Genomic DNA, 26,181 nt, shown 5'->3' with positions numbered 1-26,181 from the left:
CCCGGATGTAACGGTTTTATCTAAGTTTTCCGCAGGCGCCTTTCCGCCAAAAGAAATAATATTGGAAAATCAAAGGGATATAATAATGCTTAAAATGCAGGCATGTTCATGAAACCTTAACGTTTGCTGGCCTGCAGAGTACTGCCTCACAGGCCACCCACAGAATTATCCACAGATTCCGTGGACAGCTTCTGTCTTGCACTCGGCCCCCGGAACTTGCAGCGAGGGGGCAGAATCACCACTCTGACGCCATGACCCAGAAAACCGGCCACGCCCTCATTCAGGATTACCTTCGCACGCTGGACAACAGTCCCGGCGTCTATCGCATGCTGGATGCGCAGCAGGCGGTGCTTTACGTCGGCAAGGCGCGCGATCTGCGGGCGCGGGTGTCCAACTATGCCCGCCCCTCGGGGCATTCGGGCCGCATCGCGCGGATGATCCGCGAGACGGCCAGCATGATGTTCCTGACCACCAACACCGAGACCGAGGCGCTGCTGCTGGAGCAGAACCTGATCAAGCAGCTGAAACCCCGCTACAACGTGCTGCTGCGCGACGACAAGTCGTTCCCGAACATTCTGGTGGCCAAGTCCCACGCCTATCCCCAGATCAAGAAGCATCGCGGCGCGAAATCGGAACAGGGCGAATATTACGGCCCCTTTGCAAGCGCCGGCGCGGTCAACCGCACGCTGACCCAGCTGCAGCGGGTGTTCCTGCTGCGCAACTGCACCGACAGCGTGTTTGAATCCCGCACCCGCCCCTGCCTGCTGTTCCAGATCAAGCGCTGCAGCGCCCCCTGCGTGGGCCGGATCAGCGAGCCCGACTATGCCGCGCTGGTGAATGACGCCGAGCGGTTCCTGCAGGGCAAGACCACGACGATCCAGTCGGATCTGGCCGCCGAGATGGGGCGCGCCGCCGGGAACATGGAATACGAGCGCGCCGCCGCCCTGCGCGACCGCATCAAGGCGCTGACCGCCGTGCAATCGGTGCAGGCGATCAACCCCAAGGGTGTGGCCGAGGCCGACATCGTCGCGCTGCACATGGAGGGCGGGCAGGCCTGCGTGCAGGTGTTCTTTATCCGCGCGAACCAGAGCTGGGGCAACCGCGATTTCTACCCCCGGCTGGGCGGCGCCGAGAGCCCCGACGAGGTGATGCAGGCGTTCCTGTTGCAGTTCTACGACGACAAGCCGCCGCCGCGTCAGATCCTGCTGTCGCACCCGCCCGAAGACCCCGACCTGACCGCCGAGATCCTGTCGGAGCGCGCCCGCCGCAAGGTCGAGGTTCTGGTGCCTCAACGCGGCGAGAAAAGCGATCTGGTGACGAATGCGCTGCGCAATGCCCGCGAAAGCCTGGCCCGCCGCATGGCCGAAAGCGCCACGCAGCTGCGCCTGCTGGAGGGTCTGGCCGAGGCGTTCGGGCTGCCCAGCCCCCCGCGCCGGATCGAGGTCTATGACAACAGCCATATCATGGGCACCAATGCGGTGGGCGGCATGATCGTGGCGGGCCCCGAGGGCTGGATCAAGAGCCAGTATCGCAAGTTCAACATCAAGGGCACCGAGATCACGCCGGGCGACGATTTCGGCATGATGAAAGAGGTGCTGACCCGCCGCTTTGCCCGGCTGCTGAAGGACGACCCCGACCGCCAGACCGAGGCCTGGCCCGACCTGCTGCTGATCGACGGCGGCGCCGGTCAGGTCTCGGCGGTGGCCGGGATCATGGTCGAGATGGGGGTCGAGGACATCCCGATGATCGGCGTCGCCAAGGGTCAGGACCGCGACCATGGCAAGGAGGAGTTCCACCGCCCCGGCACGCGCCCCTTTGCCCTGCGGATGAACGACCCGGTGCTGTATTTCGTGCAGCGCCTGCGCGATGAGGCGCACAGGTGGGCCATCGGCACCCACCGCGCCAAGCGCGCCAAGGCGGTCATGGCGAACCCGCTGGATGAGATTGCGGGCATCGGCGCGGCCCGCAAGCGCGCGCTGCTGGCGCATTTCGGCAGCGCCAAGGCGGTCAGCCGCGCGGGTCTGGCGGATCTGCTGGCCGCGCCGGGGATCTCGGCTGCGATGGCGCAGAAGGTGCACGACCATTTCAACACGCGGGACTGAGGCGGGCGCCGGGGGCCAGCCCCCGGACCCCCGGGATATTTCGGGACCAAAGCAGGGCGCGGGGGGCCGGTCTTTTCGACGCGGCCTCTTTCCAATGGTCGTTGCAGGGGCTAGCGTGCGGCCATGCGCTGGAACCTGCCCAACACACTGACCCTCATGCGGCTGCTGGCGGCGCCCGGCGTGCCGCTGATGTTTCTGTATTTTCATCGCCCCTGGGCGGATTGGGCGGCGCTGACGCTGTTCTTGCTGGCGGCGGTCACCGACTGGTTCGACGGCTATCTGGCGCGGGCCTGGAATCAGGAAAGCCGCTTTGGCGCCGCCATGGACCCGATTGCCGACAAGGCGATGGTGGTGATCGCGCTGGTGGTGATCACCGGCTATTCGGGGATGAACCCCTGGCTGATCCTGCCGGTGACGATCATTCTGTTCCGCGAGGTCTTCGTGTCGGGCCTGCGCGAGTTCCTGGGCGACCGCTCGCGCAGCCTGAAGGTGACCAGCCTCGCCAAGTGGAAGACGACCTGTCAGATGGTGGCCATTGCGGTGCTGTTTCTGGGCACCGGGCTGACCTATGTGGAACATGGCCGCCCGCCGCGCGTGGGCGAGACCGGGCTGGTCTGGTCGGGAAGCTGGTCGGCGATGGCCACCCATGCCGGGCTGGTGCTGATCTGGCTGGCCGCCGCGCTGACGGCGATCACCGGCTGGGATTACTTCCGCAAGGCGCTGCCGCATCTGAAAGAGACGCGCGATGACGGTTGATCTGCTGTATTTCGCCTGGGTGCGCGAGCGCGTGGGCCAGCCGCGCGAGACGGTCCGGACCGAGGCGCCCACCGTGCGTGCGCTGCTGTCGGAACTGACTGCCCGGTCCGAAGGGCATGCGGCGGCCTTTGCCGATACGGGCGCGCTGCGCTGCGCGATCGACCAGCAATTCGCCGATCTTGACGCCCCGATCGGCGCCGCCCGCGAGATCGCCATTTTCCCGCCGATGACCGGTGGCTGATGGCCGCGCGGGTCCAGCCTCAGCCCTTTGACCTGACGGCCGAGCTTGCCGGTCTGGACCGGGGCGCGGGCGCGGTGGTCAGCTTTACCGGCATCGTGCGCGATGACACCGGCAGCCTTGCCGCGCTGGAGATCGAGCATTATCCCGGCATGACCGAACGCGCGCTGAGCGATTACGGCCGCGAGGCGGTGCGCCGCTTTGGCCTGACCGGCTGGCGGATCGTGCATCGCCATGGCCGTCTGGACGTGGGCCAGCCGATCATGATGGTCGCCACCGCCGCCCGCCACCGCCGGGCCGCCTTTGACGCCGCCGATTACCTGATGGACTGGCTGAAATCCCGCGCCCCGTTCTGGAAGCGCGAAATCGCCCGGGATGGCCGGACCCGATGGGTTACGGCCAAAGACAGCGACGAGGATGCGCTGGCCCGATGGTAGATTTCTTTGTTGCCCAGATACCCATGCCCGGTTGCCTCTGATGATCCCGGTCGATGCGTCGGACCTGCCTGCGGCGATCGCTGCCCTTGATCGGGTGGCCGAGGGGCCGGTCTTTCTGCAATCGAACCTCGCCCGCTATGGGCTGGCCCCGGGCGCGCCGCGCTCGGTGCATCTGTGGGCCAATGCGGAGCGCACTGCCTTTGTCGGATTGACCGTTGCGGGCATCCTGATGCCGCAGATGCGTGAGGCAGGTTCCGGGGATTGGGCGGCTCTGCCGCAGGTCCTGGCCGGTCATGAGGTGCTGGGGATCAATGGCGCCTCGGCGCAGGTCGCGGCCTGCCTGTCGCGGCTGGACCTGCCGCCCCCGCGCCTCGACCGGACCGAGCCGTGCTTTGCGCTGCCCCTGTCCGATCTGCGCATGCCGGCGCAGGAGGGGCTGGAACTGCGCCCCGTTGCTGCTGCCGAGATGGAGCTGCTGACCGGCTGGCGGGCCGCCTACCGGGTCGAGACCGTGGCCGAAACCCCCGCCGAGGCGCGGACGGCGGCGCGGGCCGAACTGCCGCTGTGGCTGGCCGAGGACGGGCTGCGGCTGCTGTGGCGGGGCGGGCGTCCGGTGGCGCTGAGCGGGCTGAATGCGCGGGCGGGGGGCTGCGTGCAGGTGGGCGGGGTCTATACGCCGCCCGACCTGCGCGGGCAGGGGCTGGCGCGGGCGGCGGTGGCGCTGCATCTGGCCGAACTGCGCGCGCAGGGGGCCGGGCGCGCCTTTCTGTTTGCCGCCAGCCCTGTGGCCGAGCGGGCCTATCGCGCCATCGGGTTCCAGCCTGCGGGCCATATGCGCATGGTGGTTCTGCCCTCGCCAATAGGGATCGCGCCATGATCCGCCCGGAGATCCGCCGCTGGCTGGCGGTCCATGCCGAGCTTCTGGCCTGTCTGGCGGTGGTCGCGGGGGGGCTGTGGCTGGGGTTTCGCGGTGGCTGGTTTCTGGCGCTGCTGGGCGGGGCCGTGGCGGTGACCGGCGCGGTTCTGGCGATGGGCGCGCGGCGCAGGCTGGCCTTCCGGCGCGCTGTCGCGGCGCAGGGCGTGGTCGAGATCGTCGAGGGCGCCATCCGCTATTTCGGGGCCGAGACGCCGGGGGCCGAGATGCCGCTGCGCGATCTGGCGGAAATCCGCCTGCTGCGGGTCAGCGGGCGGGCCTGCTGGCGGCTGCGCTCCATCGGGGGCGAGGCGCTGCTGATCCCGGTCGAGGCGGCGGGCGCCGCCGCACTGGCCGATGCCTTTACCGCGCTGCCGGGTCTGGATCTGGGCACGGCATCCGAGGCGCTGTCGGCGGTGGCCGATGGCGGGGCCGCGATGCGCACCGTTTGGCTGAGGCGTGACTGAGGCGCCTTGACTTGGCCCCGCACGCTTGCCACCTGTGACCGACCGAACGATCACATAAGGCCAGCTTTCCATGTCAATTCCCCAGCAGGGCGGCGGCCCCATCGAGCATCGTGACCAGTTGGCCGCCTATATCGCCAGCGGTGAAAAGCCGAAGGATCAATGGCGCATCGGCACCGAGCACGAGAAATTCGGCTATGACGACGCCCGCAAGATGCCGCTGCCCTATGAGGGTGCCGTGTCGGTCACGGCGATGCTGGAGGGGCTGCGCGACCGCTTTAACTGGACGCCCGTGCATGAGGCGGGCAAGCTGATCGGGCTGGAACGCGACGGCGCCAATGTCAGTCTGGAACCGGGCGGGCAGCTGGAACTGTCCGGCGCGCCGCTGGAGACGATCCACCAGACCTGTGATGAGGTGAACAGCCATCTGGCCGAGGTCGAGGCCGTGGCCCATGACATCGGCGCGGGCTTTATCGGGCTGGGTGCGGCGCCGATCTGGGGGCAGGGCGACATGCCGATGATGCCCAAGGGGCGCTACCGGCTGATGACCGATTACATGGGCCGGGTGGGCACGCTTGGCACGCAGATGATGTACCGGACCTGCACCGTGCAGGTGAATCTCGATTTCGGCTCCGAGGCCGATATGGTTCAGAAGATGCGCGTGGCGCTGGCCCTGCAGCCGGTGGCCACGGCGCTGTTTGCGAACTCGCCCTTTCTGGATGGCAAGCCCAATGGCATGAAGTCGTGGCGCGCGCATATCTGGCAGAATCTGGATGCGGCGCGCACCGGCATGCTGCCCTTCGTGTTCGAGGACGGCTTCGGATACGAGCGGTGGGTGGACTATATCCTCGATGTGCCGATGTATTTCGTCTATCGCGACGGGAAATATATCGACGCCCTGGGGCAGAGCTTTCGGGATTTCCTGAACGGTCGTCTGCCTGCCCTGCCCGGCGAGGTGCCGACCCTGTCGGACTGGGCCGATCACATGACGACGGTCTTCCCCGAGGCGCGGGTCAAGAAATATATCGAGATGCGCGGTGCCGATGGCGGGCCGTGGCGCAGGCTGTGCGCGCTGCCCGCCTTGTGGGTCGGGCTGACCTATGATCAGGGCGCGCTGGATGCGGCCTGGGATCTGGTCAAGGGCTGGGATGCCGAGACCCGCGAGGGGCTGCGCGTGGCCGCGGGCCGCGACGGGTTGCAGGCCGAGGCCGGGGGCGTGCGGATGCACGATCTGGCGCGCGAGGTTCTGGCGATTGCCGAGGCCGGGCTGAAGGCACGGGGCAGGCCCGGCAGCGGCGGGCTGGTGCCGGATGAGACGCATTTCCTGAACGCGCTGCGCGAAAGCGTGGACAGCGGCAAGGTGCCCTCGGACGAGTTGCTGGACAAGTATCGCGGCGAATGGGGCGGTGATCTGAGCCGGATCTATGACGAGTATTCCTACTGACGGTGCCCGGTTGCGTCCCGCGACAGCCGGGGGCGCTTCGCCCCCCGGACCCCCCGAGGATATTTGTGTGAAGAAGAGGCCGTGGTGGCGTCGGTGCACGCGAAGGTGAGCGGCTTCGGCATGGCGATGGGTTGATCTGGTGCGATGGTGGTGGCACCTCCGGTCAAAAGGATTGGGGGCAGTTCATGCGTGGTGATGTGATGGTCTGGATTGGTCGGCTGGTGGGTGCGGTCTTCGTGCTGGGGCTTGGGGCGCTGATTGCGGCGGTCGTCGTGATGGTGCAGCGGGCCGAAGGGGTGCCGCCCTTGCCGCTGCTGGCCGGCGTTGCGGGCGCGGTGTTGCTGATCCTGCTGTCGGGGGCGTGTCTTGCGGCGATCTCGGTTGCGGTCTCGGCGCGGCGGGGGGCCGAGGCGTTGCAGCAGATGGCGGGGCAGCGGATGGCGTTGCAGCAGATGGCGGGGCAGGCAGCCTCGGGTCGCGCAGCGGCGCCGGTGCCCGCGCCGATGCCCGAGAGCGATGTGCAGGCCGAGATGCAGGGGCCGTTCAGCCCCACTGCGCTGCGTGAAGCCGTCGATGTGCCGCCCCGTCCGGCCCGGCCCGGCCGGGTGCTGGTGGCCGAACGCTGAGGGCTATTTGCGGCCGATGCGCGGCTCGGTTCCGGCCAGCAGGCGGCTGATATTCGTGCGGTGGCGCAGGAAGATCAGCACCGCCATGAAAGCGGCCACCGCCGCGATGTCGGTCCGGCCCAGCCCCCAGGCAAAGACCGGGGCCAGCGCCGCTGCCAGAAGCGCGCTGAGGCTGCTGATGCGGGCGATCAGTGCCGTCAGCGCCCATGTCGCGCAGGCGATCAGGCCAAGCGGCCAGTTGAGTGCGATCAGCGTGCCCAGAAAGGTCGCCACGCCCTTGCCGCCCCGAAAGCCCAGCCAGACCGGGAAGCAATGGCCCAGAAAGGCCGCGCCGCCCGCCAGGATCGCCGCCGTTTCGCCGCCGAAATGCCGCGCCAGCAGCACCGCGATGGCGCCCTTGCCGCTGTCCAGCAGCAGCGTGGCCAGGGCTGCGGGCTTGTTGCCGGTGCGCAGCACATTGGTCGCGCCGATATTGCCCGAGCCGATCTGACGCAGATCGCCCAGCCCCAGCGCGCGGGCGATCACAAGGCCGAAGGGCACCGAGCCCAGAAGATAGCCGGCGAGGGTCCAGAGGATCAGGCTCATGCGGGGTCTCCGAAAACGCGCAGGCCGGCGATCCAGGTGCCCAGCACCCGGCCCTGCATCCGGGCGCCGTCAAAGGGGGTGTTCTTCGATTTGGACAGCAGCGCAAAGCGGTCCAGCACAAAGGGCGCGTCGGGGTCGAGCAGCACCAGATCGGCAGGCGCACCCTCGGACAGGCGCCCGGCGGGCAGGTTCAGGCGGCGCGCCGGGTTCAGCGACATGGCGCGGAACAGCTGCGGCAGGCTGAGACCGCCCTGATGATAGAGCCGCAGCGCCGCGGGCAGCAGGGTCTGGAGGCCCACCGCGCCGGGGGCTGCCGCCTCGAAGGGCAGGCGTTTGCTTTCCTCGTCCTGCGGCGTGTGGAAGCTGGCGATCACGTCGATCAGCCCGTCGCCCACCGCCTGCACCATGGCCTGCCGGTCCTCTTCCGACCGCAGGGGCGGGGTAAAGCGGAAAAACGTGCGGTAATCGCCGACATCCAGCTCGTTCAGGGTCAGGTGGTGGATCGAGATGCCCGCCGTCACATCCAGCCCCGCCGCGCGGGCGCGGGCCAGCGCGGGCAGGCTGGCCGCCGTGGTGACCTGATCGGCATGCCAGCGGCAGCGGGTCATCGCGACCAGCGCCAGATCGCGATCGAGACCCATCACCTCGGCCATGGGTGAGACGGCGGGGATGCCGTAGAGCGAGGCGAACTTGCCCGAGGTGGCGGCAGCACCTGCTGACAGGCCCGGGTCCTGCGGGTGGCCCAGGATCAGCGCATCAAGGCCGCGCGCATAGGTCATGCAGCGGGCCAGCAGCTTGGTGTCGCGCACGACGCGCACGCCATCGGTGAAGGCGACGGCGCCCAGATCGGTCAGAAAGCCGATCTCGACCATCTCGCGGCCCTCGCGGGATTTGGTCAGCGCCGCCATGTGGCGGATGTTGACCTGCGCGTCGGCGGCGCGGCGGGCGACGAATTCCAGCGCCTCGGGCGTGTCCAGCGGGGGCGCGGTGTCGGGGCGGGCGATGAGGGTGGTCACGCCGCCCGCCGCCGCCGCGCGACCGGCGCTGCGGAAACTTTCCTTGTGCCGCTCGCCCGGCTCGCCGATCTTGACGCCCCAGTCGATGAGGCCCGGCGCCAGCGCGCGGCCCCGGCAGTCGATGATGGTGGCACCTTCGGGGGCGGGTTCATCCGGGGCGCCGCGTCCGGCGATGCGGCCATCGCGGACCAGCAGGCTGCCGGGCGTGTCGGTCTGCGCCTCGGGGTCGATCAGGCGGGCGTTGCGGAAGATCAGGTCCATCATGCCTCTCCTGCGGCGGCGCGGCCACGGGTGGCGCGCAGGTTGCGGGCCAGCAGATCGAGGGCGGCCATGCGGACGGCGACGCCCATCTCGACCTGATCCTGAATGACGCTGCGGTTGATGTCATCGGCGATGGTGCCGTCGATTTCCACGCCCCGGTTCATCGGGCCGGGATGCATGACGATGGCGTCAGGTGCGGCAAGCGCCAGCTTTTCGGCATCGAGGCCGAAGCGGTGGAAATACTCGCGCTCTGACGGGATGAAGCCGCCATCCATGCGTTCCTTCTGCAGACGCAGCATCATCACGACATCGGCGCCCTTCAGCCCCTCGCGCATGTCCTCGTAGAGTTCGACGCCCATATCCGCCACGCCTGCGGGCATCAGGGTGGCGGGGCCGATCAGGCGGATGCGGTTTTCCATCTTGCCCAGCAGGATGAGGTTCGAGCGCGCGACCCGGCTATGGGCAATATCGCCGCAGATGGCGATGGTCAGCCGGTGCAGCCGCCCCTTGGCGCGGCGGATGGTCAGCGCGTCCAGCAGCGCCTGCGTGGGATGTTCGTGCCGCCCGTCGCCTGCATTGATGACGGCGCAGTTCACCTTTTCGGCCAGCAGGTTGACGGCGCCGGAATGGGGGTGGCGCACGACCAGCAGATCGGGCTGCATCGCGTTCAGCGTCAGCGCCGTGTCGATCAGCGTCTCGCCCTTTTTCACCGAGGACTGCGACACCGCCATGTTCATCACATCGGCGCCGAGGCGCTTGCCCGCCAGTTCGAAACTGGCCTGCGTGCGGGTCGAGTTCTCGAAGAACATGTTGATCTGGGTCATCCCCGCCAGCACATCGGAATGCTTGACCGTGCGCCGGTTGAGGGCGACGTAATCCTCGGCCAGATCCAGCAGCGACACGATCTCATCGGGTTTGAGATGGTCGATGCCCAGCAGGTGACGGGCGCGAAAGCTCATGGGTGGCCTCTTGGCTCAGGGGTTGGCGATCTATCGCAGATGGCAGGGGGTGCGGCAAGCGTCGCAAGGGGGCTGTCTGCCCCCGCCGCCGTTCCGGCGGCCCCCCCGAGGATATTTCCGGACCAATGCAGGCGGAAGGGGTTGCAGGACGTGCAATGCCCCTCTTGCCGCATCTGTGGTGGCGGGATATGGCGAAACCATGCGGTGGACACGTTATCGCCCTCATGTGATCGCGACGCTGTCGCTGGGTCTGCCGCTGATCGGCAGCCATCTGGCGCGCATGGCCATCGGTGTGGGCGACACGGTGATGATCGGCTGGTACGGGGTCGAGCCGCTGGCGGCGCTGGTCATTGCGACCTCGTTCTTTCACATCCTGTTCTTTCTGGGCATGGGGTTCGGCACCGGGCTGATGGGGCTGATCGCGGCCCATGTCGCCTCGGGGCGCGAGACCGAGGTGCGGCGCGGCGCGCGCATGGCGCTGTGGCTGTCGGCGGGCTTTGCGCTGCTGGTCATGCCGCTGATGTGGTTTTCCGAGCCGGTGCTGCTGGCGCTGGGGCAATCCCCGGTCGTCTCGGCGCTGGCGCAGGACTATCTGCGCATCGCCGGCTGGGGGCTGGGGCTGATCCTGTGGCAGGTGACGCTGGCCTCGTATCTGGCCGCGCTGGAGCGGACGCAGATCGTGATGTGGGTCACGCTGGCCGGGCTGCCGGTGAACCTGTTTCTCAACTGGGTGCTGATCTTTGGCAATCTGGGCGCGCCCGAGCTGGGCGTGCAGGGCGCGGCCATCGCCAGCGTCACCGTGCAGGCCACGCAGCTGGTGCTGTTGATCGCCTATGCCGAATGGCTGCCCAAGGCGCGGCGCTATCACCTGTTTCTGCGCTTCTGGCGCCCGGACTGGCAGGCCATGTCGCAGGTCGCCCGGATCGGCTGGCCCGTGGGCCTGACCATGGTGGCCGAGGGCGGGTTGTTCGTCGCCTCGAACCTGATGATGGGGTGGATCGGAACCGTGGAACTGGCCGCGCATGGGATCGCGCTGCAGATCACCGCTGTCACCTTCATGGCGCATCTGGGCCTGTCCAACGCGGCCACGGTGCGGGTGGGGCAGGCCAAGGGCCGCGGCGACCGCGCCGGGATGCGCGAGGCCGCCATCACGGTGATCTGGCTGTCGCTGCTGTTTGCGATGATTGCCATCGCCATCTATCTGCTGTTCGCCCGGCAGATGGTGCGCATGTTCCTGGACCCGGCCGATCCGCAACTGCCGGTGATCGTGACGCTTGGCGCCAGCCTGCTGATGTTTGCCGCACTGTTCCAACTGACCGACGCCTTTCAGGTGATCGCACTGGGCTTTCTGCGCGGCGTGCATGACACCAATGTGCCGATGTGGATCGCGGGCTTCAGCTATTGGGTGGTCGGCATGCCGGTGGCCTGGGCGCTGGCCTTCCCCCTGGGCGTTGGCCCCGGCGGGCTGTGGCTGGGCCTGTGCGTCGGCCTGACCTGCGCCGCGATCCTGCTGATGATCCGCTTCTGGCGTGGCCATGCGCGCGGGGACTGGACCCGCGCCACCGCCAGCGGCTAACCTGCCGCCCAAAGCAGGAGATCACGATGCGCGCCGTCTTTGTCCAGTTCCGATGCGAGCCCGGTCGCACCTATCAGGTCGCCGAGGCGATCTATGACCGCGAGGTGGTCAGCGAGCTGTTCTCGACCTCGGGCGATTACGACCTGATCGCCAAGGTCTATATCCCCGAGGATGAGGATGTCGGTCGTTTCCTGTCAGAGCGGCTGTTCGACATTCCCCATATCAGCCGCACGCTGACCACGATGACCTTCCGCGCCTTCTGACGCCTTGCAGGGCGCGGGCGGGCAGGGCAATCTGCGCGCCATGACACGCCTCGCCCCCATCCCCGCCTCGCTGCCCGCCACCGTGCCCTTTGTCGGTCCCGAAACACTGGAGCGGCGCCGCGGCGCCCCCTTTGCCGCCCGCCTTGGCGCCAATGAAAGCGCGTTCGGCCCCAGCCCGCTGGCGGCGCGGGCCATGCGCGAGGCGGTGTCGGGCATCTGGAAATACGGCGATGCGCCCAGCCATGACCTGACCGAGGCGCTGGCCGAGCATCTGGGCGCCGCCCCCGCCAATATCGTTGTGGGCGAGGGGATCGACGGGTTGCTGGGCAATCTGGTGCGGCTGACGGTCGCGCCGGGCGATGCGGTGGTGACCTCGGACGGCGCCTATCCGACCTTCAACTATCACGTGACGGGCTTTGGCGGCGTGCTGCACAAGGTGCCCTACCGCGATGACCGGGAAGACCCCGAGGCGCTGCTGGACCGCGCGGCACAGACAGGGGCGCGGCTGATCTATCTGGCCAATCCCGACAATCCGATGGGCAGCTGGCATCCCGGCCAGGTGATCGAGAGCATGCTGGACCGCCTGCCGCCCGGCTGCCTGCTGGTGCTGGACGAGGCCTATCTGGAATTCGCCCCCGACGAGGCCCGGCCTGCCATCGCCGCCGATGATCCGCGCGTGATCCGGATGCGCACCTTCTCCAAGGCTTACGGGCTGGCCGGCGCCCGGATCGGCTATGCCCTGGGCGCGCCGGAGCTGATCGCCGCCTTCGACCGGGTCCGCAACCATTTCGGCGTGAACCGCATCGCGCAGGCAGGCGCGCTGGCGGCGCTGGCCGATCAGGGCTGGCTGGCGCATGTGGTGGCCGAGGTCGCCGCCGCCCGCGACCGCATCGCCGAAATCGGCGCCGCGAACGGCTTGACCGCGCGCCCCTCGGCCACCAATTTCGTGGCGCTGGACACGGGCCGCGACGGCGCCTTCGCCCGCGCGCTTGTGGCCGCGCTGGAGGCCGAAGATGTCTTCATCCGCATGCCGGGCGTGGCCCCGCTGGACCGCTGCATCCGTATCAGCTGCGCCACCCTGACCGAGCTGGACGTCCTCGCCGCAGCCCTGCCGCGCGCCCTGTCACGCGCCTTGTCACACGTCGGCTGACCCCGGCCTCTTCTTCACTCAAATATCCCCGCCGGAGGCTCCTGCCCGTGCCTCAGGCGCCTCCGGCGGCGCAGGCTCACATCGCCGCCAACTGATCCAGCGCCGCGCGCAGCCGCGCGATGTCATCGTCCAGCGCCGCCAGCTTGGCCTGCGTCTCCTCGATCACCTCGGCCTCGGCATTCTCGACGAATTTCGGGTTCGACAGCCGCTTGCGCAGACCCTCGGCATCCTTTTCGACCTTGCCTGCCGCCTTGGTCAGCCGCGCGGTTTCAGCAGCCACGTCGATCACCTCGCCGATGGGCAGCGCGAAACTGGCCCCCTGCGCCGAAACCGCGATCATGCCCCGGCCCGCCGTGCCGTCCATGGGCGGGTTCACCCGCGCCAGCCGCTCGATCAGCGGGCTGTTGGCGGTCAGGGCGGTGCGGGCGGCGGCATCCGCCTCGGTCACGATCAGGTCCAGCCTGGCCCCCGCAGGCACGCCCATCTGCGCGCGGGCCGAGCGCACGGCCTCGATCAGCGCGATCACCCAGTTCATCTGGGCATAGGCCTCCGCGTCGATCAGATCGGCGCCCAGTTCCGGCCAGTGCCCGTGGACCAGCATGCGGTCGCGATCCCCGGTCAGCGCCCAGAGTTCCTCGGTCACAAAGGGCATGATCGGGTGCAGCATCGCGTAGCACTGATCCAGCACCCAGCCCATCGTGGCCCGCGTTTCTCCGGCATCGTCACCGTCGAACAGCGGCTTGGCGAATTCGACATACCAGTCGCAGACCTTGCCCCAGACAAAGGCGTAAAGCCCGCCCGCCGCATCGTTGAAGCGATAGCTGGCCAATGCCTCGTCGGTGGCCATCAGCGCGCGCGCGGTCTCGCCGATGATCCAGCGGTTGACGGTGTTCTGAGGATCGGGCCGGGCCCCGCCGCCGCGCACGCCGTTCATCTCGGCGAATCGGGTGGCGTTCCACAGCTTGGTGACGAAATTGCGGTTCACCTCGACATGTTTCGGGCCCAGCTTGGGGTCGCGCCCCATCGCCGCCATGCTTGTCAGGGTGAAGCGCAGCGCGTCCGCGCCATATTCGTCCACAAGGGTCAGCGGGTCGATGACATTGCCCTTGGACTTGGACATCTTCGCGCCCTTTTCGTCGCGCACGAGCCCGTGGACATAGACTGTGTGGAACGGCACGTCCTTGACCACCTCCAGCTGCATCATCATCATCCGGGCGACCCAGAAGAAGATGATGTCAAAGCCGGTGACCAGCACGTCGGTCGGGAAATATTTCTTGAGTTCCTCGGTCGGTTCGGGCCAGCCAAGCGTCCCGATGGGCCAGAGGCCCGAGGAGAACCAGGTGTCGAGGACGTCGGGGTCGCGGTGCAGTTCGACCACGCGGCTGTTGGGATCGTATGCAGTCCTACCCTCGTTAAAAAAGCCAACGGTGACATGATCGCCGTAGCGAGCCTGTGCAAGCTTTCTCACTTCTGCTTCGCTGGCGGCGCAGAACTGGATTTTCTCGTCGTAATCGAAAGATCCATCCTTTGGCGTCGGTCCATACCACACCGGGATCTGATGCCCCCACCACAACTGGCGGCTGACGGTCCACGGCTCGATATTCTCCAGCCAGTTGAAATAGACCTTCTTGTGCTGCTCGGGCAGGATCTGGGTGCGGCCGTCGCGGACGGCCTCCAGCGCGGGGCCGACGATGCGCTTGGTGTCCACGAACCACTGATCGGTCAGCATCGGCTCGATCACCACCCCCGAGCGGTCGCCGAAGGGCTGCATGATCGGCTTGGCGTCCACCACGGGGCGGCGCTCCAGATGTTCGGCGCCGGTTTCCGGCTCGATCTCGCGGTGCAGATAGGTGACGGCCAGACCCTCGGCGGTGATCGCCTCGACCACGCGCTTGCGGGCCTCGAAGCGGTCCAGTCCGCGCAGATCGTCGGGGACAAGGTTCACCGCCGACACGTCGCCCACATCCTCGCCGCGGGCGGCGCGAGAGGCAATCGCGGCGCTCTCCGCATAGGACAGCCCGTCGCTGCGCATCGCGCCCTTGGTGTCCAGCAGCGTATAGAGGGGAATGCCGTTCCGCTGCGCCACGCCGTAATCGTTGAAATCGTGCGCGCCGGTGATCTTGACCGCGCCCGACCCGAACGTGGGGTCGGGATACTCGTCGGTGATGATCGGGATCAGGCGGCGGTGTTCTTTCGGCCCCACCGGGATCTCGACCAGCTGGCCAACGATGGGGGCATAGCGTTCGTCCGACGGATGCACGGCCACCGCGCCATCGCCCAGCATCGTCTCGGGGCGGGTGGTGGCGATGGAGATATAGTTGCGCGTCTCGCGCAGGGTGACGCGACCCTCCTCGTCGCGCTCGACATATTCATAGGTCGCGCCGCCGGCCAGCGGGTATTTGAAATGCCACATATGGCCGGGCACCTCGCGGTTCTCGACCTCAAGATCGCTGATGGCGGTCTCGAAATGCGGGTCCCAGTTCACCAGCCGCTTGCCGCGATAGATGATGCCGCGTCCGTCAGGCCCTTTCTTGTTGTACAGATCCACAAAGACCCGGATCACCGCGTCGTGGAAATTGCCCTCTTCCCCCGCAGGTGCCGAGGGCGCGCCGGACATGGTAAAGGCGTTACGCGACCAGTCACACGAGGCGCCAAGGCGCCGCAACTGGTTCATGATCGTTCCGCCGGATTCGCGCTTCCAGTCCCAGATCTTGGCGACAAAGGCGTCGCGCCCGATCTCGCGGCGGCCGGGTTCCTGACGCTCGGCCATCTGGCGTTCCACCACCATCTGGGTGGCGATGCCCGCATGGTCCTGACCGGGTTGCCACAGCGTGTCAAAGCCGCGCATCCGGTGCCAGCGGACCAGAATATCCTGCAATGTGTTGTTGAAGGCATGGCCGATATGCAGGCTGCCGGTGACGTTGGGCGGCGGGATCATCACGGTGAAGGTCTCGTCCCGCCGCTTGTTCGCACCTGCGGCAAAGGCGCCCATGCGGTCCCATTCGGCGCTGATCCGGGCCTCGGCGGCCTTCGCGTCAAAGCTCTTGTCCATCGTCATCGCAAATCCCCATCTGTCGCAACGGGATTAGCGAAACCAAGCGCAAAGGCCAAGCCGTCGCGCGCGGTCAGCTTTCGTCGACCAGCGGCGAGAAGCCGCCCCAGAACATCCGCGCCCCGTCAAAGGGCATGTCGGTCATGCGGAACGAGTTGGTATCCTCGATGATCGTGGCCCACGCGGTTTCGGCGGTCTCGCGGTCGGGCCATTCGATCCAGGAAAACATCGGCACCTCGTCGTCGCGGGCCTGGGTGGCGCGAAAGAAATCGGTCTGCGCGCCGCGTGGCACGTCCTCGCCCCAGCATTCGACCATGCGCAGCGCGCCGTGACGCTTGAACATCGGCCAGCTTGCGGTGGCATGATCGGCATAGGCCTGCTTGTTCCCGGCAGGAACGGGCAGCACAAAGCCGGTGAAATAGGTCATCGCGTCCTCCTTGTTGGTATGGGCCGATGGTCGGCGCCATGGCCGCAGAAGGCAACCATTTAGATGTTAAGATCGCACATCAAAGCGCATATCAGATCGCCCGGTCCAGCTTGGCCGACAGATGGATCAGGCTTTCCGACGACCGGACGCCCTCGATCGCGCCGATCCGGTCCAGCGTGTCGTCCAGTTCGGCGGTCGAGCCGGTGGCAAGCTGCAACAGCAGATCGACCCGGCCGCTGGTGGTGTGGATGCGCTCGATCTGGGGCATGACCTTCAGCCGCGACAGGATGCCCGGCAGGCCGCGCGGCTCGATCCCCAGCAGCACGGTGGCGCGGATCCGCCCGCTGCGCGCCGCCTCGCCCAGCCGCAGCGTATAGCCCGCGATGGCGCCCGTGCCCTCCAGCCGCTCCAGCCGGGCCTGCACCGTGGATCGCGCGACCCGCAGCTTGCGGGCCAGCACGGCCACGGACATGCGCGCATCGGTCGAAAGCTGCGCGATGATGTTGCGATCCAGTTCATCCATGGGAAATGCCGGTGCTTTCGTCAAATTGACATGTATGTCGGCATAATAACTGGTGTGGCGTGCGATTCTACCCTTTTCATCGGTGAATTCGAAACCCAAAAGCGCCATTCTGGGTTTTCGCCAGACCCGGCCACATATGCGCGCGAAAGGAACATCCATGGGACAGCACAAGACCGTTTGGGACAACCCGGCCGAGGTGGTCCGCCATCTTGCCCCCGAAAACCCGCTGATGGTCTTTGCGCCGACGGTGCTGCAGGAACGGGCCCGCCAGTTCATCGAGGGTTTTCCCGGTCTGGTGACCTATGCCGTCAAGTCCAACCCCGAAGAGGCGGTGATCCAGAACCTCGTCGCCGCCGGGATCACCGGCTTCGACGTGGCCTCGCCGTTCGAGATCGACCTGATCGGGCGCCTCGCCCCCGGTGCGGCGCGGCACTATCACAACCCCGTCCGCGCCCGGGCCGAGATCGCGCATGCCGTGGCCCAGAACATCCGCGCCTGGTCGGTGGACAGCCATTCCGAACTGGACAAGCTGTTCGGTCAGGTGCCGGTGCAGATCGCGGGTGAGGGCGTCGAAATCTCGCCGCGTTTCAAACTGCCGGTGCTGGGGGCGGCCTATGATTTCGGCTCGAAATTCGGCGCATCGCCCGAACTGGCGGCGGAATTGCTGACCAAGGTGGCGGATCGCGGCTATGTCGCCTCGCTGACCTTCCATCCGGGCACGCAATGCACCGACCCGATCGCCTGGGAAAGCTATATCCGCGTCGCGCGCGAGATCTGCGATATGGCGGGCGTGCGGGCCGCGCGGCTGAACGTGGGCGGCGGCTTTCCGTCGCACCGGGTGCAGGGGGTCGAGCCGGATCTTGAGGCGATCTTCCGCGAGATCGGCGAGACGGTGACCGAGGCCTTCGGCGACGACGCCCCCGATCTGGTCTGCGAGCCGGGCCGGGGCATCTGCGCCGATGCCTATGCGCTGATCACGCAGGTCAAGGGCGTGCGCGACGGGGCGCATGTGTTCCTGAACGATGGCGTCTATGGCGGTCTGGCCGAGCTGCCGATCATCGGCAATATCGACCGGATCGAGGTGCTGGACCCGCAGGGACAGCCGCGTCAGGGCGACCGCTCGGGCCGCGTGATCTTTGGCCCGACCTGCGATTCGGTCGACCGGCTGCCGGGCGAGCTGAGCCTGCCCGCCGACACGGCCGAGGGCGATTTCGTCATCTTCCACGGTGCGGGGGCCTATTCGACGGTGACGAACACGCGCTTCAACGGCTTTGGCCTGATGGGCCACGCAACCGTGATGCGCCTGTCGTAACCCTTTGCTCATGCCTCTGTGCTAGCGTTCAGGGCATGAGCGACCCGCCTGTGACACATCATGTCGTGCTGATGGACGGCACCTTTGCTTCGCTGGCCGATGGCCGGCGCAGCTCTATCGGGCGCATTCACCGCTTGCTGACGGGCCGCCACGGCCTGCCGCCGCCGCCGGGGCGGCTGCGTATCCATTATGGCATGGGTCAGCAGTGGAACCGCTGGCGCACCCTGCCGGAACTGGCGGCGGGGCGCATCCTCGAGGCGCGGATCATCGAGGCTTACGGCTGGCTCGCGTCAGGCTGGCGGCCCGGTCAGCCGGTGTTCATGCTGGGCTATTCGCGCGGCGCCTTTGCCATCCGCAGCCTTGCGGGCATGATCGACAGCATCGGCCTGCTGCGCCCGGAACACGCGACCGAGCGCAACATCCGCCTCGCCTGGCGCCTTTACCGGCAGGGCGGGGCTGCGGGCGTTCTGACCGCCTTCCGCCGCCGCTGCCACGACCGCACGCCGATCCGCATGGTGGGCTGCTTTGACACGGTGATGGCGCTTGGCCTGCGCCTGCCGCTGCTGTGGATGCTGACCGAGCCGCGCTTTCGCTTTCACGACGCGCATCTGGGGCAGGGGATCGAACACGGATTTCAGGCGCTGGCACTGGATGAGACACGCGCCGCCTTTGCGCCGCTGCTATGGGATGATGACCATGCGGCAGGCCGGATCGAACAGCTGTGGTTCCGCGGCGCCCATCCCGACATCGGCGGCCAGCTGGGCGGGTTCGAATCCGCGCGCCCGCTGGCCAATATCCCGCTGGTCTGGATGCTGGGCCATGCGCAGACCCTTGGCCTGCCGCTGCCCGACGGCTGGCGCGATCTCTTCCCCTGCGACCCGACCTCGCCGCCGATCGGATCATGGCGGCGATGGGGCAAGCTGTTTCTGGCCCGCGCCCCCCGGCTGGCGGGCGCCTACCGGACCGAACAGCTGCACCCGACCGTCCCGCGCCCCTATCCCGGCCCGGCCCTGCTGACCGGCGGTCTGGCCTTACATGCCGTCGACCGCCCCCGCCGCAAGAACGCTCAACCGCCGCGCACCGCGCATCGCCCCTGACCCCGGAGTTTCTTCTTCATAGAAATATCCTCTGGGGGTCCGGGGGGCGAAGCGCCCCCGGCTTTCGCCCGCCACAAGGCGGGCAGTTCTGCTCAGGCCACCGCCTCAAGCCCGTTTGCCGGGCGCACGCCCAGAGCCGCACAGACATCACGGGTCAGTTCGGGCCGGTTCAGCGTGTAGAAATGCAGCCGGTCCACGCCCCCCGCGATCAGCTCCTCGCACAGATCGACGCAGAGGCTGGTGGCCAGCGCCCGCTCGGCGCCGGGCCCGTCAAGTGAGGCCAGCTGGAACGCCTCTTCGGCCCAGTCGGGGACGGTCGTGTTGCAGCTCGCGGCGAACCGCTTGGTGCCGGCCCAGCTTTGCACCGGCAGGATGCCGGGGATGACGGGTGCGGTGATCCCCGCCGCCGCGCATTTGTCGCGGAACCGAAAAAACGTCTCGGCTTCAAAGAAGAACTGCGTGATCGCGCTGGTCGCACCGGCCTCGATCTTGCGCTTCAGCCAGGCCACGTCGGCATCGGTGCCGACGCTGTCGGGATGCGGTTCGGGATAGGCGCCGACGCGAATGGTCATGTCGCCCCGCGCGGCAATCGCCCCGATCAGCTCGACCGAATTGGCAAAACCCTCGGGATGGGGCGTGAAACGGTCGGCGCCTTTGGGCGCATCGCCGCGCAGGGCGACGATGTCGCGGATCCCGGCATCGGCATAGGCCTGCACGATCTCCAGCGTCTCGGCCTTTGTTGCCTCGACACAGGTCAGATGCGCCGCGACCTCCAGCCCGAACTGGCGGTGGATGGTGGTCACCGCCTCATGGGTCAGCTTGCGGGTCGTGCCGCCCGCGCCATAGGTCACCGACACGAAATCGGGCGCCAGCGGCGCCAGCGCGCGCGCGGTCTCCCACAGCCGGAACGAGGCATCCAGCGTCTTGGGCGGGAAGAACTCGAAGCTGATCTTGGGCGTGGTCATGGCGAATCCCTTCTGTTGCGGGTCTTGTGCCATGCGGCGCGGCGTGAGACAAATTCATAATCCTCAAGATCAAAGTGAAAGCTGTTCATCATGCATCTGGAATTGCGGCATCTGCGCACCGTTCACGCGATCCATGAACAGGGCGGTCTGGCCCGCGCCGCCGAGGTGCTGAACATCACGCAATCGGCCCTGTCCCATCAGGTCAAGGCGCTGGAGGAACAGTCGGGCACCCAGCTGTTCGTCCGCCGGGCCAAGCCGATGCGCCTGTCCGCGGCAGGCATGCGCCTGCTGCGGTTGGCCGAACAGGTGCTGCCGCTGGTCGCCGCCACCGAGGCCGAGTTCAAGGGCGTCGAGGCGGGCCGCATCGGGCGGCTGCATATCGCGATGGAGTGCCACGCCTGTTTCGACTGGCTGCTGCCGGTGCTGGACATCTTCCGCCGCGCCTGGCCCGATGTGGATGTGGACATCCGCCAGCGTCTGGCCTTTGGCGCCCTGCCTGCACTGGTGCGCGAAGAGGTCGATCTGGTGATCTCGTCCGACCCCGAGGATCTGGCGGGCGTCACCTTTCAGCCGCTGTTCGACTATGCGCCGGTGCTGGCCGTGCCTGCCGGGCATCCGCTGGTCGCCAAGGGCTATGCCGAGCCCGCCGATCTGGCGCCCGAGACCCTGATCACCTATCCGATGGACCGCGCCCGGCTGGACGTGTTCAGTCAGTTCCTGACGCCCGCCGGGGTCGAGCCCGCCCGCACCCGCACGGTCGAACTGACCGCCGTGGCGGTGATGCTGGTCGCCTCGGGGCGCGGGGTCGCGGTCATGCCGGACTGGGTTCTGCGGCGCGAGGCCGCCAACCCGGAACTGGCGCTGCTGCCGCTGGGGGCGCAGGGGCCGCGGCGCAGGCTTTATGCGGCGGTGCGCTCGGGCGATCTGGCGCAGCCCTATATGGCGCATGTACTGCGGCTGTCGCGCACCGAACCCCTGCGCATGCTGCGGGGCGCTGCCGCGTGACGCTTCACATTCCGCCGCGCCTGCCCTAAGAGGCGCCAACCCCAATTCCCGGAGCACCCGATGGCAAGCGCCAATCTGAACGTGATGATCAAGGCCGCCCGCAAGGCGGGGCGCGGCCTCGTCAAGGATTTCCGCGAGGTCGAGAACCTTCAGGTCAGCGTCAAGGGCGCCGGCGATTTCGTCACCCGCGCCGACCGCGAGGCCGAACGCCTGATCAAGGAAGAGCTGATGAATGCGCGGCCCAGCTATGGCTGGCTGGGCGAGGAAACCGGCGAGGATGCGGGCCAGGACCCCACCCGCCGCTGGATCGTCGATCCGCTGGACGGGACCACGAACTATCTGCACGGCCTGCCCCATTGGGCGGTCAGCATCGCGCTGGAGCACAAGGGCGAGATCGTCGCCGCCGTGATCTTTGACGCCGCCAAGGATGAGATGTTCATCGCCGAAAAGGGCAACGGCGCCTATATGAACGACCAGCGGCTGCGCGTCTCGGGCCGCACCCGGCTGACCGATTCGGTCTTTGCCACGGGGATCCCCTTTGCGGGCCGGGGGCCGCTGCCCGCCGCCTTGCAGGATCTGGCGCAGCTGATGCCGGTCTGCGCGGGCGTGCGCCGCTTTGGTGCGGCCTCGCTGGATCTGGCCTATGTCGCGGCAGGCCGCTTTGACGGCTACTGGGAACGCGGCAACAAGCCGTGGGATGTCGCGGCGGGCATCCTGATGGTGCGCGAGGCCGGTGGCTTCGTCCATGGCATTCGCGAGGGCGACGACCCGCTGGAATCGGGCCGGATCATCGCGGCCAACCCGACCCTGCTGGAGCCCTTCGCCAAGATCATCCGCGCCCGCCCCTGAGCGTGTCCCTGAGCCCGAAACCGTCCCGGCGATGCTGTTGAGCCACGGCGCGCAGGGTTGCATGACGTGCAACCCTGCCTGCGCTTGACCTTGTCACGGGCGGGGCGCAACAGGGGCCTATCCCCTGAAGGCGCAGACATGTCCGACGACCGTTTCGACCCGCCCTATGCCGCCTCGGCTGCCACCGCTTCGGCGCCGCCGCCGATCCCGCCGGAAACGCCGCCGCCCCTGCGGGACCGCACCGGCCTTGCGATCCTGCTGATGTGTCTGGTCAGCTTCATCTTTGCGCTGCAGGACGGGTTCTCGCGGGTGCTGGGGTCGGAATACCCGCCGGTGATGATCGTGATGATCCGCTACTGGGTCTTTGCGCTGTTCGTGATCGCGCTGGTCTCGCGCCAGCCGGGCGGGCTGAAACGCGCCATCCGCACGCGTCGCCCGCTGACCCAGATCGCGCGCGGCGTGATCCTGGCCGCCGAGATGCTGGTCATCGTCGAGGCATTTGTCCGTCTGGGCCTGATCGAGACCCATGCCGTCTTTGCGGTCTATCCGCTGCTGGTCGCGGCGCTGAGCGGTCCGGTTCTGGGCGAGCGGGTGGGCTGGCGCCGCTGGACCGCGATCGGGGTCGGGTTCTCGGGCATTCTGGTGATCCTGAACCCCGGCGGCGGCGTTCTCAGCATCGAGGCGCTGCTGCCCTTTATCGCCGCCCTGCTGTTCGCGCTGTATGGCCTGCTGACGCGGCATGTCTCGCGCGATGATCCGGCGATGGTCAGCTTTTTCTGGACCGCCGTTGCGGGGGCGGTGGCGATTACGCTGGTCGGAATCTGGGACTGGCAATGGCTGGCGCCGCAGGACTGGATCTGGATGGCCTGCCTGTGTGTCTGCGGCATGGGATCGCATTACATGCTGATCCGCAGCTATGAGATGGCCGAGGCCTCGGCGCTGCAGCCCTTTGCCTATACCCAACTGGTCTGGGTCAGCATCATCGGCGTGCTGCTGTTTGGCGAAACCCTGCGCGCCAATGTGGTCGCAGGCACCGTGATCGTTGTAGGTGCCGGGATCTTCACTCTGTTCCGGCAGCGGCAGACATCACGTCAGGCCAGTCCGCAGGCAGGGGCGGACCGATCCCGGTAAACGGCTTGGGCAGAGGCCGCGCCGACAGCGCCAGCGTCAGGCCCAATGGCGGTGGCGGCACCATGCCCCCGCCCGACAGGTCCCAGCGGGGCACGATAGGCGCGGGCTTGCCATGGATCCGGGCGCGATAGACGGGCAGCGCCTCGGCCACCCGCATCACATAATTGCGGGTCTCGTCAAAGGGGATCAGCTCGACCCATTCGACCGGGTCGGCACCCTTGCGCAGATCGCCGAAATCGCCCAGCCAGCGCGCAGGCCGCCCCGGCCCGGCATTGTAGCCCGAGGCGATCAGCGCCACCGACGGCCCGAAGCGATCCGCCAGATCCAGCAGATATTGCGACCCGATGCGGGCGTTATAGGCCGCGTCGCTGGACAGCCGCGCCAGATCATAGGGCATGCCGATCTGGCGGGTGACCTGCTCGGCGGTGCCGGGCATGACCTGCATCAGTCCCTGCGCGCCGACCGGGCTGCTGGCGGTATGGTTGAACTCTGATTCCTGCCGCGCGATGGCCATGACCAGTTCTGGCGGCGGGCCAAGCTCTTCGGCCTCCAGCCCGGTCAGCGGGAAATGCGCCACCGGCCAGATCACCCCCTGATTGGCCGATTGCTTGGCCAGCCGCAGCCCGTGCCAAGGATAGCCCGCCTCATACATCAGGCGCGACATGCGGGCGATGTCCTCGGGCGTGGCGTCTGGCGCCAGATGCAGAAAGAACCGCTGCGCCTCGGTCGCGCGGCCCATGCCCAGCAGCCACAGCCCGGCACGATAGACCGAATTTTCGGCCAAAGCCGCACCGCGCCAGTCGGGCAGGGTGTCATGGGCGGGGCCGGGGATCGCATAATCGGCGGGCAGGGCAACGCCCACACGCTCGGCGGCAAGCTGGCCGTAATAGACGCCGGGCCATGCGGCGGCGCGCTGAAAGGCGGTGCGGGCCTCGGCCTCGCGGCCCAGATCCTCCAGCGCGCGGCCTTGCCAGTAATGCGCGCGGGCGCGGCTGATGGCGGCGCCGACCACGGTTTCCAGATGGCGGAAATGCTCCAGCGCGCGGGCCGGATCATCGGTTTTCAGCGCCGCCCACCCGGCCAGCCATTCCAGATCGGGATAATGTCGGTTCGAGGGGTCCAGATGATGCGGCGCGGCCAATGCCAGCGCCCGCGCCCAGTCGCCGTTGCGCATGGCCAGCCGCGCATAATCGACCCGCATCTGCGCCCATTGCGCCGGGTCACGCAGGGCCTCGGCACTGACCGACGCCTCCAGCATCAGCGCCTGCGCGCCCTCGTGCATGCGCGCCCCCACCCGCCACAGATAGCGGTCCATGGTCAGGCCCGGATCGGCGCGCTGATCGTCGGGCAGCGCCAGAATCAGCGTGTCCACCCCCTCGCGCCCGGCTTGCAGCGCGATGCGGGCGGCGGGCAGGGCGCGGGCCTCTTCCGGCAAACGGTCCAGCAGCCGCTCGGCCTGTTGCCATTGCTGCCGGTCCAGCAGTGCGGTGATACGGGCGGGGACCAGCGGCACCAGCTCGGCGCCATGCAGGGCCAGCAGCGCGTCCTGATCGGCGGCGTCCAGCGTGGCGGTGGTGAAAAACCGCGCGCGTTCGGCGGCGGCGGCCTCGGGGGGCAGGGTGGCCGCAAGGGCGTCATGCGCGCGCAGGGTGGCGGGTGGGCGCCCCTCGAACCACAGCGCGGCGTCCTCGGGCGACAGGGCGCCCAGCTTGGCGTCGCCGCGCTGGCGGATCTGGTCCAGCCCCGGCCAGTCCGGGTTGCGGGTCACGAAATCGAGGTAATCGCCGAATTCGCCATATCCGGCCCGCAGCGCCTGCCAGCCGATCAGCGCCTCGGCCAGCGGCCCGGCGGCCTGCGCGGCGGCCCGCGCGGTGGTCCAGTCGCGCGTGTCGGCGGCGGCCAGCGCCAGCGCCATTGCGCCCGCATCCTCGGCCCGCGCAGGCGCGGCCAGCGGCAAAGCGGCCAGCAGCCCGGCCAATATCATGTCACGCAGAAGTCGCATCACCATCCTGTGTCGCGGCCAAAGCCCGCGCATGCAATTCACATCCTTGGCAACTGCGCCGCCCGCCGCTAGTGAGAGCGGCGCAACAGATCATCCCGATACCAAATTCTGCAAGGAGCGTGTCATGTTCAAAGGGTCGATGCCAGCCCTCGTCACGCCGTTCACTCCGGACGGCGAGCTGGATCTGGACACGCTGAAAAAGCTGGTCGAGTGGCATGTGGATCAGGGCAGCCACGGCATCGTCCCGGTCGGCACCACCGGCGAAAGCCCGACCCTGACCCATGACGAGCACCGCCTTGTCATCGAAGAGGTGGTGCGCGCCGTCGATGGCCGCATCCCGGTCGTTGCGGGGGCGGGGTCGAACTCGACCCGCGAGGGGATCGGGCTGCTGAAACATGCCGCCAGCGTGGGCGCGGATGCCGCCCTTGTGGTCACGCCCTATTACAACAAACCGACGCAGGCAGGGCTGATCGCGCATTACACCGCGCTGGCCGAGGCCTGCGACCTGCCGATCATCATCTACAATATTCCGGGCCGCTCGGTCGTTGACATGACGCCGGAAACCATGGGCGTGCTGGCGCAGATCCCCTCGATCGTGGGGGTCAAGGACGCGACCGGAAGGCTGGAGCGGGTCAGCTGCCAGCGCATCACCTGCGGGCCCGATTTCATCCAGCTGTCGGGCGAGGATGCGACAGCGCTTGGCTTCAACGCCCATGGCGGCGTGGGCTGCATCAGCGTCACGGCCAATGTCGCCCCCGCCCTCTGCGCCCGCTTCCAGGAGGCGACGCTGCGCGGCGATTACACGGCCGCACTCGCGCTGCAGGACCAGCTGATGCCGCTGCATCAGGCGATCTTCGTCGAGCCGGGCCTCGTCGGTGCCAAATACGCCATGTCGCGGCTTGGCCTGTGTCAGGATCGCGTGCGCCTGCCGCTGACACCGCTGACCGACCCGACGCGCCGCCTGATCGACGACGCCATGGCGCATGCGGGGCTTGTCTGAGCGGCTCTGCCCCCGCCGATGTGCCCCC

General features: G+C 67.9%; 25 protein-coding genes. 17 read left to right on the top strand and 8 right to left on the bottom strand.

The features are described 5' to 3' along the window. Positions 1-251 precede the first annotated feature (251 nt). The 8 genes from uvrC to ACK41U_RS07025 all read left to right on the top strand — a co-directional run bounded on the left by uvrC (position 252) and on the right by ACK41U_RS07025 (position 6,980). Positions 252-2,102 (top strand): excinuclease ABC subunit UvrC, encoded by a 1,851-nt coding sequence (uvrC, locus tag ACK41U_RS07060; protein WP_409677658.1) that lies wholly within the window; start codon positions 252-254, stop codon positions 2,100-2,102. 123 nt (positions 2,103-2,225) lie between these two features. Continuing rightward, the gene (pgsA, locus tag ACK41U_RS07055; RefSeq protein ID WP_409677656.1) at positions 2,226-2,858 is read left to right on the top strand and encodes a CDP-diacylglycerol--glycerol-3-phosphate 3-phosphatidyltransferase; all 633 of its coding nucleotides are present in this window, start codon (positions 2,226-2,228) and stop codon (positions 2,856-2,858) included. Further along, a complete protein-coding gene (moaD, locus tag ACK41U_RS07050) occupies positions 2,848-3,099 on the top strand; it encodes a molybdopterin converting factor subunit 1 (protein ID WP_409677654.1) in 252 nt (83 codons plus the stop codon). The genes pgsA and moaD overlap by 11 nt, the downstream gene beginning before the upstream one ends. Beyond that, on the top strand, positions 3,099-3,533 hold the full coding sequence (locus ACK41U_RS07045; protein ID WP_409677652.1) for a molybdenum cofactor biosynthesis protein MoaE: 435 nt from the start codon (positions 3,099-3,101) through the stop codon (positions 3,531-3,533). The genes moaD and ACK41U_RS07045 overlap by 1 nt, the downstream gene beginning before the upstream one ends. Positions 3,534-3,573: 40 nt before the next feature. Continuing rightward, positions 3,574-4,410 (top strand): GNAT family N-acetyltransferase, encoded by an 837-nt coding sequence (locus ACK41U_RS07040; protein ID WP_409677650.1) that lies wholly within the window; start codon positions 3,574-3,576, stop codon positions 4,408-4,410. Beyond that, the gene (locus ACK41U_RS07035) at positions 4,407-4,913 is read left to right on the top strand and encodes a hypothetical protein (RefSeq protein WP_409677648.1); all 507 of its coding nucleotides are present in this window, start codon (positions 4,407-4,409) and stop codon (positions 4,911-4,913) included. Before ACK41U_RS07040 ends, ACK41U_RS07035 begins: the two co-directional genes overlap by 4 nt. A 70-nt stretch (positions 4,914-4,983) precedes the next feature. Then, positions 4,984-6,354: a glutamate--cysteine ligase gene (locus tag ACK41U_RS07030; RefSeq protein WP_409677646.1), complete on the top strand. Its 1,371-nt coding sequence runs from the start codon at positions 4,984-4,986 to the stop codon at positions 6,352-6,354. A 185-nt stretch (positions 6,355-6,539) separates the two neighbouring features. Further along, positions 6,540-6,980, top strand: a complete 441-nt coding sequence (locus tag ACK41U_RS07025) for a hypothetical protein (protein WP_409677644.1) — start codon at positions 6,540-6,542, stop codon at positions 6,978-6,980. Positions 6,981-6,983: 3 nt separating this feature from the next. Here the strand turns inward: ACK41U_RS07025 and plsY are convergent, their stop codons facing one another. Genes plsY through ACK41U_RS07010 form a run of 3 tightly spaced genes read right to left on the bottom strand, consistent with a single transcriptional unit; the run spans position 6,984 to position 9,801 of the window. Further along, a complete protein-coding gene (gene plsY, locus ACK41U_RS07020) occupies positions 6,984-7,565 on the bottom strand; it encodes a glycerol-3-phosphate 1-O-acyltransferase PlsY (protein ID WP_409677642.1) in 582 nt (193 codons plus the stop codon). Then, complete coding sequence (gene pyrC / locus ACK41U_RS07015; protein WP_409677640.1) at positions 7,562-8,842, bottom strand: dihydroorotase; 1,281 nt, start codon at positions 8,840-8,842, stop codon at positions 7,562-7,564. The genes plsY and pyrC overlap by 4 nt, the downstream gene beginning before the upstream one ends. Further along, positions 8,842-9,801 carry an aspartate carbamoyltransferase catalytic subunit gene (locus ACK41U_RS07010; RefSeq protein WP_409677638.1) on the bottom strand — a complete coding sequence of 320 codons (960 nt, stop codon included), beginning with the start codon at positions 9,799-9,801 and terminating at the stop codon, positions 8,842-8,844. The genes pyrC and ACK41U_RS07010 overlap by 1 nt, the downstream gene beginning before the upstream one ends. A 199-nt stretch (positions 9,802-10,000) precedes the next feature. On the opposite strand from ACK41U_RS07010, the gene ACK41U_RS07005 reads away from it, so the two are divergent. The 3 genes from ACK41U_RS07005 to ACK41U_RS06995 are packed head-to-tail and all read left to right on the top strand — an operon-like array spanning position 10,001 to position 12,790. Then, positions 10,001-11,377 carry an MATE family efflux transporter gene (locus ACK41U_RS07005; protein WP_409677636.1) on the top strand — a complete coding sequence of 459 codons (1,377 nt, stop codon included), beginning with the start codon at positions 10,001-10,003 and terminating at the stop codon, positions 11,375-11,377. Positions 11,378-11,403: 26 nt separating this feature from the next. Continuing rightward, positions 11,404-11,640 carry an Lrp/AsnC ligand binding domain-containing protein gene (locus tag ACK41U_RS07000; protein ID WP_409677634.1) on the top strand — a complete coding sequence of 79 codons (237 nt, stop codon included), beginning with the start codon at positions 11,404-11,406 and terminating at the stop codon, positions 11,638-11,640. 40 nt (positions 11,641-11,680) lie between these two features. Beyond that, entirely contained in the window at positions 11,681-12,790 is a 1,110-nt protein-coding gene (locus ACK41U_RS06995; RefSeq protein WP_409677632.1) for a pyridoxal phosphate-dependent aminotransferase, read from the top strand. A 76-nt stretch (positions 12,791-12,866) separates the two neighbouring features. On the opposite strand, the gene ACK41U_RS06990 is transcribed toward ACK41U_RS06995, so the two are convergent. The 3 genes from ACK41U_RS06990 to ACK41U_RS06980 all read right to left on the bottom strand — a co-directional run bounded on the left by ACK41U_RS06990 (position 12,867) and on the right by ACK41U_RS06980 (position 16,792). Then, a complete protein-coding gene (locus ACK41U_RS06990) occupies positions 12,867-15,848 on the bottom strand; it encodes a valine--tRNA ligase (RefSeq protein ID WP_409677630.1) in 2,982 nt (993 codons plus the stop codon). A gap of 67 nt (positions 15,849-15,915) precedes the next feature. After that, complete coding sequence (locus ACK41U_RS06985) at positions 15,916-16,269, bottom strand: DUF1428 domain-containing protein (RefSeq protein ID WP_409677628.1); 354 nt, start codon at positions 16,267-16,269, stop codon at positions 15,916-15,918. A gap of 91 nt (positions 16,270-16,360) precedes the next feature. Further along, positions 16,361-16,792 (bottom strand): Lrp/AsnC family transcriptional regulator, encoded by a 432-nt coding sequence (locus ACK41U_RS06980; protein WP_409677626.1) that lies wholly within the window; start codon positions 16,790-16,792, stop codon positions 16,361-16,363. A gap of 157 nt (positions 16,793-16,949) precedes the next feature. On the opposite strand from ACK41U_RS06980, the gene ACK41U_RS06975 reads away from it, so the two are divergent. Then, a complete protein-coding gene (locus tag ACK41U_RS06975) occupies positions 16,950-18,104 on the top strand; it encodes a type III PLP-dependent enzyme (protein ID WP_409677624.1) in 1,155 nt (384 codons plus the stop codon). Positions 18,105-18,139: 35 nt separating this feature from the next. Then, positions 18,140-19,201, top strand: coding sequence for a DUF2235 domain-containing protein (locus tag ACK41U_RS06970; RefSeq protein ID WP_409677622.1), 1,062 nt, complete (start codon positions 18,140-18,142; stop codon positions 19,199-19,201). 92 nt (positions 19,202-19,293) lie between these two features. Here the strand turns inward: ACK41U_RS06970 and metF are convergent, their stop codons facing one another. Next, positions 19,294-20,166 carry a methylenetetrahydrofolate reductase [NAD(P)H] gene (gene metF / locus ACK41U_RS06965; protein ID WP_409677620.1) on the bottom strand — a complete coding sequence of 291 codons (873 nt, stop codon included), beginning with the start codon at positions 20,164-20,166 and terminating at the stop codon, positions 19,294-19,296. Between the two features lie 90 nt (positions 20,167-20,256). Between metF and ACK41U_RS06960 the strand changes: the two genes are divergently transcribed. The 3 genes from ACK41U_RS06960 to ACK41U_RS06950 all read left to right on the top strand — a co-directional run bounded on the left by ACK41U_RS06960 (position 20,257) and on the right by ACK41U_RS06950 (position 23,151). Then, the gene (locus tag ACK41U_RS06960; RefSeq protein ID WP_409677618.1) at positions 20,257-21,171 is read left to right on the top strand and encodes a LysR family transcriptional regulator; all 915 of its coding nucleotides are present in this window, start codon (positions 20,257-20,259) and stop codon (positions 21,169-21,171) included. A 60-nt stretch (positions 21,172-21,231) separates the two neighbouring features. Next, positions 21,232-22,020 carry an inositol monophosphatase family protein gene (locus tag ACK41U_RS06955; RefSeq protein WP_409677616.1) on the top strand — a complete coding sequence of 263 codons (789 nt, stop codon included), beginning with the start codon at positions 21,232-21,234 and terminating at the stop codon, positions 22,018-22,020. 138 nt (positions 22,021-22,158) lie between these two features. Further along, positions 22,159-23,151, top strand: coding sequence for a DMT family transporter (locus ACK41U_RS06950; RefSeq protein ID WP_409677614.1), 993 nt, complete (start codon positions 22,159-22,161; stop codon positions 23,149-23,151). Here the strand turns inward: ACK41U_RS06950 and ACK41U_RS06945 are convergent. After that, positions 23,081-25,153, bottom strand: coding sequence for a transglycosylase SLT domain-containing protein (locus tag ACK41U_RS06945; protein WP_409677612.1), 2,073 nt, complete (start codon positions 25,151-25,153; stop codon positions 23,081-23,083). The two genes, ACK41U_RS06950 and ACK41U_RS06945, sit on opposite strands and share 71 nt — an antisense overlap. A 124-nt stretch (positions 25,154-25,277) precedes the next feature. Between ACK41U_RS06945 and dapA the strand changes: the two genes are divergently transcribed. After that, positions 25,278-26,153 carry a 4-hydroxy-tetrahydrodipicolinate synthase gene (dapA, locus tag ACK41U_RS06940; RefSeq protein ID WP_409677610.1) on the top strand — a complete coding sequence of 292 codons (876 nt, stop codon included), beginning with the start codon at positions 25,278-25,280 and terminating at the stop codon, positions 26,151-26,153. Positions 26,154-26,181 lie beyond the last annotated feature (28 nt).

Origin of the sequence: Paracoccus sp. (in: a-proteobacteria) (assembly GCF_046289755.1) — a bacterium.
Lineage (GTDB): Bacteria > Pseudomonadota > Alphaproteobacteria > Rhodobacterales > Rhodobacteraceae > Paracoccus.
Note: the sequence above shows the minus strand (reverse complement) of the source record. Positions and strands in the feature narration are given on the sequence as shown.